At 33.8% G+C, this 14,163-nt stretch carries 9 protein-coding genes; 5 read left to right on the forward strand and 4 right to left on the reverse strand.

Annotation, left to right across the window (positions count from 1 at the left end):
• Positions 1-57: 57 nt before the first annotated feature.
• Positions 58-1,536, reverse strand: coding sequence for a DUF5689 domain-containing protein (locus Q0910_RS04085; RefSeq protein ID WP_299212871.1), 1,479 nt, complete (start codon positions 1,534-1,536; stop codon positions 58-60).
• A gap of 29 nt (positions 1,537-1,565) precedes the next feature.
• Positions 1,566-4,574 carry a TonB-dependent receptor gene (locus tag Q0910_RS04090; protein ID WP_299212872.1) on the reverse strand — a complete coding sequence of 1,003 codons (3,009 nt, stop codon included), beginning with the start codon at positions 4,572-4,574 and terminating at the stop codon, positions 1,566-1,568.
• A 125-nt stretch (positions 4,575-4,699) separates the two neighbouring features.
• On the opposite strand from Q0910_RS04090, the gene Q0910_RS04095 reads away from it, so the two are divergent.
• Positions 4,700-5,755 carry an endonuclease/exonuclease/phosphatase family protein gene (locus Q0910_RS04095; RefSeq protein ID WP_299212874.1) on the forward strand — a complete coding sequence of 352 codons (1,056 nt, stop codon included), beginning with the start codon at positions 4,700-4,702 and terminating at the stop codon, positions 5,753-5,755.
• Positions 5,756-5,848: 93 nt separating this feature from the next.
• On the opposite strand, the gene Q0910_RS04100 is transcribed toward Q0910_RS04095, so the two are convergent.
• Both Q0910_RS04100 and Q0910_RS04105 read right to left on the reverse strand, forming a co-directional pair.
• A complete protein-coding gene (locus tag Q0910_RS04100; protein ID WP_299212876.1) occupies positions 5,849-6,277 on the reverse strand; it encodes a hypothetical protein in 429 nt (142 codons plus the stop codon).
• A gap of 119 nt (positions 6,278-6,396) precedes the next feature.
• A complete protein-coding gene (locus Q0910_RS04105) occupies positions 6,397-8,232 on the reverse strand; it encodes a sodium:proton antiporter (protein ID WP_299212878.1) in 1,836 nt (611 codons plus the stop codon).
• 128 nt (positions 8,233-8,360) lie between these two features.
• On the opposite strand from Q0910_RS04105, the gene Q0910_RS04110 reads away from it, so the two are divergent.
• The 4 genes from Q0910_RS04110 to Q0910_RS04125 all read left to right on the forward strand — a co-directional run bounded on the left by Q0910_RS04110 (position 8,361) and on the right by Q0910_RS04125 (position 14,157).
• Positions 8,361-9,218: a universal stress protein gene (locus Q0910_RS04110; RefSeq protein ID WP_299212880.1), complete on the forward strand. Its 858-nt coding sequence runs from the start codon at positions 8,361-8,363 to the stop codon at positions 9,216-9,218.
• Entirely contained in the window at positions 9,219-11,477 is a 2,259-nt protein-coding gene (locus Q0910_RS04115) for a SulP family inorganic anion transporter (RefSeq protein ID WP_299212882.1), read from the forward strand. It abuts the gene before it with no gap.
• Between the two features lie 132 nt (positions 11,478-11,609).
• A complete protein-coding gene (locus tag Q0910_RS04120; RefSeq protein WP_299212884.1) occupies positions 11,610-12,470 on the forward strand; it encodes an MBL fold metallo-hydrolase in 861 nt (286 codons plus the stop codon).
• On the forward strand, positions 12,454-14,157 hold the full coding sequence (locus Q0910_RS04125) for a S8 family serine peptidase (protein WP_299212886.1): 1,704 nt from the start codon (positions 12,454-12,456) through the stop codon (positions 14,155-14,157). The genes Q0910_RS04120 and Q0910_RS04125 overlap by 17 nt, the downstream gene beginning before the upstream one ends.
• Positions 14,158-14,163 lie beyond the last annotated feature (6 nt).

Consider the following 14,163-nt stretch of genomic DNA (forward strand, 5'->3'; position numbering starts at 1 on the left):
TCCCTAAAGAAAATTCTTCAGGGAGTTTTACTATTCTGTTTAATATCTCAGAAACTCTTAATTTCCTGAAATCGAAATATTATCTATATGATATCTTGTAGTTGGTCCTGGATCTGCTCCTGCATAACGGAATGCTATTCTTACAGCGCCATCAATACAAGAAATATTTACTGGCCCAACTGGCTCAAAACTTCCAAATCCACTTGGATTTCCATTAGGAATACTTGCATCTAACTGACTCCACTCTGTCGTCGTTACATCACCGGTAAAATTATTAGTGATAAAAGCAGTTAGAATATTACCATTATCAAAGTTAGCTTGAATATCAAAAGATAATTCTTCTTCTGAAGAAGCTGTTAAATCAATTTCTGGTGTTACTAACCAAACCTCGAATGGACTTTCTCCTGAGTTAAATCCAGAAATCTGAGCGTATTGATTACCACTGAAACTTCCAACAAAATAATCAAGGCTTCCTCCTGTGGTATTAACATTTAACCATCCAGAGTTTTCCAGATCACTAATGCTTAATCCTGTAAAATCTTCTTCAAAAATTACATTCGATCCTCCACTAGTTCCATCACATTCTAATACACTAGGGTCACAACGATTCTCATTATCAAATATCAACCCGGTAACATCATTTAGTACTAAGTTAAAAGTGTCTCCAAAAAAGTTTTTAGCTAAAACTCCTTCAAAACTTCCTTGTTGAGCAGGTAAGGGTAGTGATTTAAAATCGGCAAACGTACTCGTACTTAATACAGCAATAGCACCACTATCACAACTTTCTAAGTTTCTTTCTCCATCAAACTCATCTTCGCGTTCCCCGGCAAAAGTAAGAGGGTTTTCTCCTAAAACATCGTTTCTATTAAATTGTAGGTTATTAATCTTAACATATAAATTAGTTAGATCATCAGAAAAATCCTCAATTGTAATTTCTAAAGGAGTAATGTCTGCAACCTCTGCTGATCTTATGATGATCTCCTCCTGAGAAAAAGAAGGTATTTGATCTACTTCATCGCCAGAAAGTACTCCTAAAGTAAGAACACCATTTTCTATTCCCATTGACAAACCATCTAGTTTAATAAATACCTTGCGACCAAACTCATAACTTGTAAATAATGGGTTCACATCAATTGGTAATCGTAAACCTCTAGTAGGATTTTCTGGTTTATCTTGTAATATTAATTCTTCAAAAAAGTTACCTGCTTTATCTGTAGAAATTACATAACCCGACATAAACATTGGGTTGTCAATATCCTCATTCTCAAACGTAAACTTAGTTTGTAATCTCACCGCTTCGATTGCCTCTACATCAAAGTCACTGTCAAAATCCAAACCGGCATCATCTACTGCATCTACAAACTCTTGAAACCACTGATTGTAAGCACTTAACAATGTAATTGGCGTGCTCCCATTTAGATCTGGCTCCTCGATAACCAATGCAGGAGTTTTAAAATCATCGTCTTGTACACATGCAGTAAACGTAACCGCCAAAACCAAAACGCTTATCAGTTTCTTTAAATTAATTGAATTCATTTTATAATATTTTTTTGTTGTGTTCATCATTAAAATCTTACATATACATTAAGGTAGTACGAAGTACCAAATCCATAGAAATACCTTGGGCCAAAAACAGGAGTTTCTCTCTGTGATTCTTCTAGAGCTAGTCTATAATTAGCATTTCTAGCTTGTTCAAATCCACCAGTTCTATATTGCTTATCAAAAACATTGTTGATTGTTGCAAAAAAGCCAATGTAATAATCTTTTACTCTCCAGGATTTACCACCTACTACATTTACTAATACATAATCATCAAACTGCTCTTGTCTTAATAATTCTCTGGCAATATTTTCATCGTAATCATTAAATGGTAACCCATCTGTATCCTGATTAAAGTTTGAGGATCTTGCAAAGGGACTTACATCAATGTAAGCATTAGAGAAATAATTGGCCGTAGTACCAAACCACCAGAAGTTAGGATCTCTATATTCGAAACCTAATTGTGCAGCATTCTGTGGACCTCCTGCTATACGATAATCTTTTAACGTTGATTTACCTAAATACCTTGTGCCTCTGAAATCGTTGTTTTCACCTAATCCATCTCCTAAAAAGTCACTACTTGTACTTGCAATAAATAAATCAGGATCATTAGCGTACGTAAACTGACCGATAGCTGCCGCACCTTTTATTTTTATTGTAGGAGTTATTTGATACTCAATACCTAGTTCTGCTCCTATATGTTGTTTGTCAACTCCTGTAAGAATTTCCTGAACAAATCCAACATCGGATCCCGAAATTGCCTGTGTAAAGAAGAAAGATAATTCCGTAGCATCTTCTATTTTGGTATAATATCCGGTTAATCTGGCTTTTAGTTTTGGAGTTCTTAGAATATAACTGGCATCTACAGATTGAACTTTTTCGCTTTCTTGTTCTGAAGATCCAATTCTTACGTTATCTAGATTGCCTGCTAATACTTCAGATTCTTCAAAAGCTCTTTCTGCTCTAATAAGCTGATCGATTGTTCTATTATTTTGTCTGGCATTCGCAAAAGAATTACGAATTGTTGGAGCCTTCGTAAAATACGTTCCGTGAACATCTATTAAGTTACGCCCATTAATTTTATAGGTAAATCCTCCTTTAGCTCCATAATTAGTAAATTCTAATTTATCACTTTTACCGAATGATCCTAGATTTCCTTCTCCAGGAAAATATCCGTTTTCGAACAAACCTGTTCTTTGATAGGTAGTTTGAGAAACATTCGCTCCTACAAAGAAATCTACTCGACTGTATTTAAACTGAGCCTGAGCAAATCCGCTTATTACATCTGAATCAATATCGTAATTATAATCATAACGATCACCAACTCCTACAACTCTGTTACGGTTTCTTAAATCACTTTGAGCTCTATCCGCCAGTTCTTCTGCAGTCAATCTGTCCTCTTCTTCTACATCATTATCTTGTTGTGAACCAAATAGGTCTACATCTAAAAATCCTCTTCCACCTAATAGATCTGTTACCTCTGCAAAGTTTTCGCTTTTTAAGGTTCTATAGTTTATGGCTCCATTTACGGTAATATTATCTGATACCTGACTGTTCAAGATTGAATTAAAACTCCATTGCGTATCATCAATTCTATCTTCATATAAAATATAAGTAGAATTGATACCATTTTGAGCATTTAATTGATTCGTTTGTATTAATTGATTCCAGTTTAATTGTCCGTCTCTTATAAACGCTTGTTGTGCTAAAAATGCGTTTTGATAATCAAGAGGTGTAGGATTAGGATCATCCAAGAAAGAACTAGGTAAAAAGCTTGGATGTATTGGATTTGTATCTCTACTAGCTCCACCACCTCTATACGATTCCTGTCCATTAAAATTCACCAATTCAGTTCCGCCATTATCTATACGGCTGTTTCCTATTTTCCCTGTTTGATACCCTACATTTGTATTTAAAGTAGTTTTATCTGTAATATTCCAGTAATGGTTTAACATAAAAACAGGTTCTTCAACCTCACGAACTCTGGAGTTTTTCTTTTCTCCGTCAAAATAACCCCAATTAGGATTATATTGTCTTCCCTTTAAGTTAAAAGCTTCTTCGGTTATCGCAGTAGATCTTCCTCTTCTGTTTGGGGTATAAAAACTAGTTACATTTATACTATGTTTATCATTAATCTTTTTTTCAACCGAAGCAAAAATCGAATTAGCGTCATATAAAGTTCCATCGATATAGCCTTCTTCTCCGAATCTACGTGCTAATGAAATTGTATAAGCCCAACCATTACTCATTAAACCAGAACTATAACTAGCCATTGCTCTACCTGTATAACTTCTGTTAGACGCAGCATAGGATATTCTTCCACCCTGACGGTATTGAGAAGCTCTCATAATGATATTAGTAGCTCCTGATAAATCTCCAAATGTGTAATCATTTGCAGAAATCCCCATTGAGAACTCTTGGTTACGTTGTACATCGTTCAATCCTCCCCAATTACTCCACTGAGGTCTCCCATCATTAAGTTTGTTCATTTCGATACCATTGATCAGTACTTTTGAATTTTCGTTACCAAGACCTCTTGGACGAAAAAAGGTAGCACTAAAGTCAAATGCAGCTGCACTAAGAAATACATCTCTTGATGCCTGTAGTAACCCCGAAACATTAGAAGAAGCATCATCATCACCTTCATCTAATTCATTATCAGAAAGGCTAATAGTACCTATCTGAATTTGTTCCTGATTTACGTCATAGTTAAGATCTATAGTTTTTAGATCTAAAACACTTCCTTCATTAATAATAATCGGAAAACGTTTTGTAATATATCCATCTTTGGACATTACTGCTATTTGTTCTCCTAAAGGTAGCTGTACGCCTCCAAAATCAAATTCTCCCAAAGCATTTGTCGTCGCAGAAACCATTGTTCCTTCGATAGTAATTAATACTTGTGTAAGATTTTCATTTGAAGATGCGTCAACAATTTTACCCTTTAATCCTGTTTGCTGAGCGTAAGATGTAGCAACAGAACTTAAAAAAATCATTAAAAAGAATAGATTCTTTTTGAGTTGTGACACTTTCATTAATTGTTGTTTTAGTTAAATATTTAACATTTCTGCGGCGCAAAAGTACATTTTTTAAATAGAAAAGCTAATTTTGGCCCAAAGTTTGGAATACAATTTACAATAAGTTAATAATCAATTATATAATGAACTCAAAATATTTGCTTGCCATAGTCTTATTACTAAGCCCTATTTTCTCTGTGTTTTCTCAAGAAAAGAAAACTTATAAAGTTAATACAATTGCTTTTTATAATGTTGAAAACCTTTTTGACACTGAAGATGATCCAATTACTTATGATGACGATCGAACACCAAACGGTAAGGATCATTGGACAGAAGAGATATATAAAGATAAGCTTAAAAACATGGCAAAGGTTATTTCTGAAATCGGTGCTGATGTAACAAAAAACACTCCTGCACTTCTTGGGGTTGCAGAAATAGAGAACAGAAAAGTATTAGAAGATCTAGCCAATGAACCCGTTCTTTTACCAAAAGATTATGGGATTGTACAATTCGATTCTCCGGACAGAAGAGGTATTGATGTTGCCTTGTTATATCAAAAATCCTTATTTAGACCCGTAAACACTAGTGTTCATGAACTATTAATTTATAACAACGGTGATGAAAAAAAACGTGTCTATACTAGAGATCAATTATTGGTCAGTGGATATCTTGATGGAGATTTAATACATGTAATTGTAAATCACTGGCCATCAAGAAGTGGTGGCGAAGCTCGTAGTCGTTATAAAAGAGAAAAAGCAGCAGCGTTGAATAAAAAGATTATTGATTCGCTTTTTGATATTGATCCTTATGCAAAAGTAATTACGATGGGAGACCTAAATGATGATCCTGATAATAATAGTGTGAAAAAAGTACTTGCAGCTAAATCAGAAAAGGAAGATGTAAAGTTAAAAGGATTATACAATCCAATGTATAATATGTCTAAAAAAGGAATTGGTTCTCTTGCCTGGAGAGATAGCTGGAACCTTTTTGACCAGATTATTGTTTCTAAAGGTTTACTTGATAAAGATTATAGCACCTATAAATATTATAAAGCTGGGGTTTATAACAAAAATTACTTAACTAATCCTCGTGGTAGATATAAAGGGTATCCTTATAGAAGTTTTGCTAATGGTGCTTATACAGGAGGATATAGTGACCACTTTCCGGTATATATATATTTAATTAAGGAAAATAAATAAATTATAGAGCATAAAAAAGGAGGCAAAATAGCCTCCTTTTTTTATTTCTCTGGATTCAATAGCATTTCTATTGATCCAGATTTTCTCATTATATTAATTACACGTCGACCCTGAAGCCTGTAATGCAGATACATAAGCTGAATAACCTATTTCAGTATCAATTCCAGCAACAAAAGCATTTCCGTTAGATCCTTCACATATTTCAATACCAACTCCTTGGGCAGTACATGTTACACAAGTACCTGAAACATTTGCAGAACAATCCTCTGGTAAAGCATCTCTTTGTGCAGCATAAGCATCCGCTGATCCACAGTCACTTGCTCTGAAAGCGTCAATTGCATCTTTTAATGCCGAACAAGTAGCAGGAGTATCTTCTGCTTGCCAATCAGCAAACGCAGCATCAACATCTACTCTAAGCTCTTCTTCTACAGCATCACAGACAAAATCTACTACATCATCTTCTCCACAAGAAGTGAATCCTAAAGCCATACTGAAAATGGCTACAATCATAAGTTTTTTCATAATTTGGGTTTTAAAATTTAAATTTTCAGATGGCGAATATAGAAGATTAATTTCCAATTAACAAAAAATTTTGTTAATTGTGTGTTTTTTGACGGAAAAATCCTGCCTTTTGTCGTTTTTTAGCTAACCTCTTCCACATCTATTGGCTTACCAATATATACTAAAAAACTATCCTTGTTAATTTGTTCCATTTTTTCGCTATAAGCAGAAATAATTCTAATATTTCCATCCGGATCTTTAATAAATAAAGGAATGATGTCTTTATCCTGTTTCGTAATCTTAATTAGAGAGTTATAATGATCTGCATCCTTAATTCTAATCTCTTGTATACCCGGATATTTTTCTGCCAAATTCATTAAATTGCTATAATCATCCGTATGAGAAAACAAACCTTCGTTTGGATTATTTTCTGGATCGTTCATCTCTTCCGAACTCACCAACCTAAAAGAACCGTTTTCTCCAAACTGATCTTTAAATTTATTAATCGAAAACTTATTTATATCGGTATTACCAGTCAGTGCCATTAAAAAACCAATATCGTTTAGTTCTATGTTATTTGTTAATTGATCACTATATATACTTCCTTCTAAAGCTTCTAAGCCTAAAGCTTTCGCTTTCTTAATATTGTCACGATTACTATCAACCAATACCACATGCCGTTGATTGTTTTTTAAATATGAAGCTATTAACCTAGAAACCTTTGAAGCTCCAATTATAAGAATCCCTTCGGATTTTGTTAGGAACACTCCTACCATTTTAGCAAACATTCTTGCTGTTGTTGCGTTTAGAAGTACTGTACCTAAAACTATCATAAAAACTAATGGAGTAATATATTCTGCTCCAGGTTCTCCATTCTTGGCAAGCTTTAATCCAAATAAAGAAGCAATCCCCGCAGCTACAATACCCCTTGGACCTACCCAGCTTATAAAAAGTTTTTCTGATAATTTAAGTCCTGAATTAATGGAACTTAGAAAAACCCCTAAAGGTCTAATAAAGAAAACAACAGATGCAAAAAGTAAAAGAGCATTCCAGTTATAAATTAATTTTAAGTCTTCAATATTAATATTTGCCGCCAGAAGAATGAATAAAATAGAAATTAATAAAACGCTTAAAGATTCTTTAAAATATAATAGTTCTTCGATATTTGGTAACTTAGTATTACCTAATACCATACCCATTACTACTACAGAAAGTAAGCCAGATTCATGGGCAAAAACATCCGATAAAACGAAAACACCTAGAACGGTAGCCAATGTGAAAACATTAAGCAAATAATGTGGTATTACTTGTTTCTTAATTCCTAGAGCTAATGCATGGGCAAAAGCGAAACCAAATGTAAAACCAAATAACACTATTTTTCCGAATTCAATAAGCGCTGTTTTAGTAAAAGCCTGTTCTTCTCCAACACTTATAAACTCAAAAACTAAAACAGCAACCAAAGCTCCTATTGGATCTATAAGAATTCCTTCCCATTTTAATACTGCAGAAATGTCCTTTTTTAAAGGTATGTTTCTCAAAATAGGCGTAATCACTGTAGGACCTGTTACAATAATAAGAGAAGAGAATAAAAATGAAATTGGCCAGCTAAGGTCGAAAATAAAATGTGCGGCGAATCCAGCTCCAAAAAATGTCACCAAAACAGCAACTGTAATTAGCTTAAGAATTACTGGTCCAACATTAAGAATTTCATTCCTTCTTAGTGTTAATCCACCTTCAAACAGAATAATACCAATCGCTAAAGAAACAAAATAGAATAAACTCTCACCAGGAAACAGACCTTCTTCTCCATTGTAAATAGGTTGTATTAGTTTAGTTCCATCTCCTGTATATAATGTAGCTATCGGTCCTACTAAGAGTCCGATCAATATAAGAGGCAAAATTGCTGGAATCTTAAACTTCCAGGCGACCCATTGAGCTAAAATTCCTAAAATTATAATACCGGCTAATTCTACCATATTCTTAACTTAATTATCTAAGAGCAGCAAAATATCGGAATTTTTTTAGAAATACGTGCCTCTTTATTGATTTTATACTTCCGAAAAATAACACTATATTCTGGCCTTAATTTTTAGATCATACAATATTGAGCGAATTATCAGATCATAAATTTAAAACCATACTTATAGGACTGGCGTTCTCTCCAAACCTTAAGAACAATGTATACGAAGCCATGAGAATGGTAGATTTTTTTGATTCTAAACTGATACTTGTTCATGTAGGATCAAAGACAAAGGAAAAAGAAGTTGCTATTAAAGAGCTAATTTCAGGCTTTTCTGACGATACAGAAAAAGTAAAAATCATTTGGCGTGAAGGGGATCCTGTAGATGTTATTATAAAAACTGCCAATGAGAACAAAGCGGACCTTATAATGCTTGGAGCGACGCCAAGAGAGGACTTTCTAAAATTTTATATTGGATCTATTGCCAGAAAAATAACCCGAAATGCAAATTGCTCTGTGTTATTACTTATAAAACCTTCTGAGGATCTTAGACCTTGCCATCATGTAGTTGTTAATGGATTAAAAGATCATAAAACGAAACAAACAATTCTTGCAGCTTTTGAGGTTTCCCAAAACCTTGGGGCACAACAATTAACCGTTGTAGAAGAAATATCTCAGCAAGAAGTACAAGTAGTAGTTCAAGACGATAAATCACTGTTAAAAGCTATAAAAAGAAAAGAGCAAATAACAAAAAAAGAACATCTTAGGGTTCAGGATATTCTGAATGAAGTTCCTGAAGAATTCAAGTCCGGCATACACATCAAAACTCAGCCTATATTTGGAAAAAGAGGATATTCTATAGGTCACTATGCCCGTGTTAAAGGTGCGGATTTGCTGATAATGAATGCTCCAGGAAAAACAACATTCTGGGATCGTATTTTTCCTCATGACCTTGAGCATATTTTAGCCGAGCTACCAACCGATGTGTTAATTATTAGATAAATGAAAAGCATTAAAACTAATGCATCTGGGTTTTTATCCAGCTTGCCAAAAAATATTTTTTCCGGTTTTGTGGTTTCTTTAATTGCCTTACCTCTTGGACTAGGATTGGCCTTAGCATCAGAAGCTCCTCCAATATCAGGAATAATCGCTGCTATTGTTGGAGGAATCATAGTATCAGTTTTTGGCGGTTCTAATGTAACAATAGCTGGTCCCGGAAATGGATTGGTAGTTGTTTTGTTAGGCGCAATCACTACTTTGGCTGATGGAGATTTATATCAAGGATATCTTTTTACACTTGCTGCAATTATCTGTTCTGGTGTTTTAATGATTCTTATTGGATTATTGCGTTTAGGAATATTGGGCGATTTCTTTCCTTCTTCGGCAATTCAGGGTATGTTAGCGGCTATCGGTATTAGTATTTTTGCAAAACAATTTCATGTAATGTTAGCTAATACAGGCGCAAAAGGGGATACTATTTCTCTTCTTATGGATATTCCTAATAGTATCGTCTCCTTATTTTCTCCAGAATTTTATCATCTTGTAATTGCCGCAGCTGTTGGAATCATTAGTTTATTGATTATGATTTTTTATGGTAAAATTCGAAACAAATACTTTCAGTTGGTTCCAGCGCCTATGTGGATTGTTTTGTTAGTAATTGGTCTAAGTTATTACTACGAGTTTTTTTCATCCGAAACGTATCCAATAAACGATTCACTTCTTGTTCAGATTCCTAATAAAGTGTTTTCTAGTTTTCCTTCTCCTGATTTTTCATCAGTATTTCAGCTTAAGTTTATTGGGGTTGTAGTAGCAATTACATTAATTTCTAGTATAGAATCTTTATTAAGTATTAAGGCTGTTGACAAGCTTGACCCAGAGAAAAGAAGGTCTAATACGAATAAAGACCTTACAGCATTAGGAATAGCCTCAATTGCCAGTGGTTTTATTGGAGGATTAAATGTAGTAACCGTTATTGCCAGAAGTTCTGTAAATGTAAACAATGGAGGTAGTAATCGATCTGCTAATTTTTTCCACTCAGTATTCTTACTATTATTTGTTGTATTGTTTCAGGATCAGTTAAGTAGAATTCCACTTACTGCATTAGCTGCAATTTTAGTGTATACTGGATATAAACTAGCTGCACCAAGAAACCTAAAAGATGCAGCAAAAATTGGTAAAGAACAATTCATTATTTTTTCTGCTACCATCATTGGTACAATCACTACAAACTTAATCAGCGGTATTTTTATTGGAATTTTTACCACTTTACTAATCCATTTTATACTAAATAAAAGCGTTATGCTTTTTGCTAGAAATCTATTTAAACCTAATGTTCTTATGTTTAAAGAAGAGGTGAACGGAACTTATTTCGTAGGTGTAAAGAACTTTTCGAGTTTTCTTAATTATTATAGATTAAAAGGAACCTTAGATTCAATTCCAGAAGATAGTGATGTTGTAGTAGATTTTTCATATTGCGATTTTGTCGATTATACCGTACAGGAAAGTCTTTTTGGCTATCAAGAAACCTTTCTAAGAAAAGGAGGTTCTTTTGAAGTTACTGGCCTTGATAAACATGGCACTGCCTCAGAACATCCGCTTGCCGTAAGAAGCCTGGTCTCTATTTCCAGAAAGTTTAAAATTGGTACAAATCTCACCAAAAGACAAGAAGATTTACAAAAAATTGCTGACGATTTCTCCTGGAATTACAGTCCAAAAAAACAAGAAGATACTACTGCTCTAAATAATTTTCTGTTTTTCAAAGTAAAAAAAGTAAAATACATTTACAACAACATATTTAATAATGATTCTTCGGTAGAAATTTCAGACGTTGAGTTTTCTGAAGGTGAATTTATTGCCAGAAAAAATAGTAGAACAACTATTTTGACCATTCACCTCAAAAAAGAAATTCCAGTGTTTACTTTGGATCGAGAAGGTTTTATAGAATTTGTCTATAAAATTGCAGGATTTAAGGATATTTTGATAGAAGATCACCCAGATTTTTCCAAACGCTTTTTTCTTTTAGGAGAACATACTGAAAAAATTAAACTGTTCTTTACCGACGAATTAGTGCTGTTTTTTGAGAGTAATCCTTACTATCATATCGAGTCTAATGGTAATACGCTGTTATTAATGCGAAAAGAACGTGTTGCTAGTGTTAAGGAAATTAAGGCCCTATTAGATTATGGAATTCGATTAGAGAAAGTTATATCACAGATCGATTTTGATGAAATATTGTTAAAAAGTCTACAAATTAAATCCTGATCCTTTACATTTTTTCTATTTTGCAAAGATTTTTATTCAATTATGAAACGAACCAATAGAAAACTTTTGATTTTCATCGAAAAGAATTACTTGGAGCGTTTCATGCGACATCTAAAACAATAGTATTAACACATGAAATTACACGCAGTAAAGGCAGGAAACTTTAAACTTGATGGCGGAGCTATGTTCGGTGTCGTTCCTAAAGTTTTATGGAATAAAACGAATCCAGCCGATGCCAATAACCTGATTGATATTGCTGCCAGATGCCTATTGATAGAAGATGGAGAACGTTTAATTTTGATTGACACAGGAATGGGAAATAAGCAATCAGACAAATTTTTTGGTTATTATTCTCTTTGGGGTGATGATAATTTAGATACATCTCTAAAAGAGAAAGGGTTTCATAGAGATGATGTTACAGATGTTTTTGTTACCCATTTGCATTTTGATCATTGTGGTGGTGTCGTGCAATGGAATAACAACAAAACAGGATATGAGCTAGCCTTTAAAAATGCTAAAATCTGGAGTAACGAAAATCATTGGAAATGGGCCACAGAACCTAATGCCAGAGAAAAAGCATCTTTCTTAAAAGAAAACATTCTTCCTATTCAGGAAAGCGGACACCTTAACTTCATTTCCAGAACAGGAGAAACATTCCAGAAAAATACTGAATTGGGATTTGGCGTACTATTTGTAGATGGTCATACAGAAAAACAAATGATCCCTCATATAAAATATAAAGAAAAAACAATCGTGTTTATGGCAGACCTTTTGCCTACAGCCGGTCATGTTCCATTACCATATGTAATGGGATATGATACCAGACCATTATTAACATTACCTGAAAAAAAATTATTTTTGGAAAATGCGGCCACAAATAATTGGTACTTGTTTATGGAACACGATGCACATAATGAGATTATAACCGTACAACAAACCGAAAAAGGTGTACGATACAAAGAAACTTTTACTTGTAATGAAATATTTAATTAATAATGCTATGATTCCCAAGTCTAATAAAATAATAATAGCCTCTGTTGCCTCAGCAATGTTATTGAGTAGTTGCGGAGCACCTTCGATAATTTCTACGCCAATAGAGAATATTGACACAATTCCATTAAAAAATGTTGTATTAACCGAAGCTCAGCTAAAAAACTGGAATTCTGCTGATTTAACGATTGATACTATTCCTGGAATGAGTGTTAATCGGGCATATGCTGAGTTAATCAAAAACAAAAAAGGCCAGACTGTTATTGTCGCTGTAATCGATAGCGGTGTTGACATTGAACATGAGGATCTTGACGGTGTTATTTGGACCAATGCTAAAGAAATTAAGAATAACGGAAAAGATGACGATAAAAATGGATATATCGATGATATTCATGGATGGAATTTTCTAGGAGATTCTGAAAACGAAAATCTTGAATACACAAGAATCGTAAAAAAGCTTAAGCCAAAATATGACGGAAAAAATTTAGCTTCCATCGATCCGTCGGATAAAGATGAATACCAAACTTATATTGAGGCTAAAGCAGAATATGAAAAGGAATATCAAGAAGCCCTTGGTAATAAAAATCGATACGAACAGATATTGCAGCAAGTCAAAATCTCACACGGAAAGCTTACTGAAGTATTAGGAAAAGAAGACTATTCTCAACAAGAACTGCTTTCTGCAAAGGCTGAGACTCCGGAAATGCAGCAATATGTTGCGATACTTTCTCAAATGTTTGGGTTTTTAGAAGAAGGTGAAACGATTCCAGACTTAATAAAAAATTTAAACGACGGTATTGAGCATTTCGCAGATCAACTAAACTATAACCTTAATCTTGAATTTGATGGAAGAACAAAAGTAGGAGACAATGTAGATGATTTAAGTAATACTAATTACGGAAACAATAACGTAATGGGTCCTAATCCTGAAAAAGAGGGCATAAAGCACGGAACTCATGTTGCGGGAATTATCGCAGCCGAACGAAATAATGGAAAAGGAGTCAACGGAGTTGCAAAAAATGTAAAAATAATGGCGATCAGAGCTGTTCCTAATGGCGATGAATATGATAAAGATATTGCATTAGCAATTCGATATGCTACGGATAATGGCGCTAAAGTTATTAATACAAGTTTCGGAAAATACTACTCAACTCATCCTGAATGGGTGAGAGAAGCTATAAAATATGCTGCAGAAAAAGATGTCTTGATTGTTAATGCAGCTGGAAACGAAGGAATAGATTTAGATCAAAAACCTGTATATCCTAATGATCAAACAGATAATTCTTCTGAAGTTTCTGATAATTTTATTACCATAGGAGCATTAAATTATGAGTATGGCTCTAACCTTGTAGCTAACTTTTCTAATTACGGAAAAAGCAATGTAGATGTTTTTGCTCCTGGTGTAAAAATATGGGCTACTACCCCATCTAATACATATGAGTATCTTCAGGGGACTTCTATGGCTGCTCCTGCAGTTTCAGGCGTTGCAGCAATTATTCGATCTTATTATCCAAAATTAAAAGCTTCTCAAGTAAAACAAATATTAATGAACAGTGGCCTAAGCACTACTGCTACCGTAGTAGTTGGTGGAGATGCCACCAATTCTGATAAATTCACAGAATTATCTAAATCTGGTAAGATGGTAAATCTATATAATGCTCTTATTTTAGCAGAAAAAACATCTAAATAAAAAACA

This window comes from uncultured Aquimarina sp., assembly GCF_947495315.1.
In the GTDB taxonomy this organism is placed as follows: Bacteria; Bacteroidota; Bacteroidia; order Flavobacteriales; family Flavobacteriaceae; genus Aquimarina.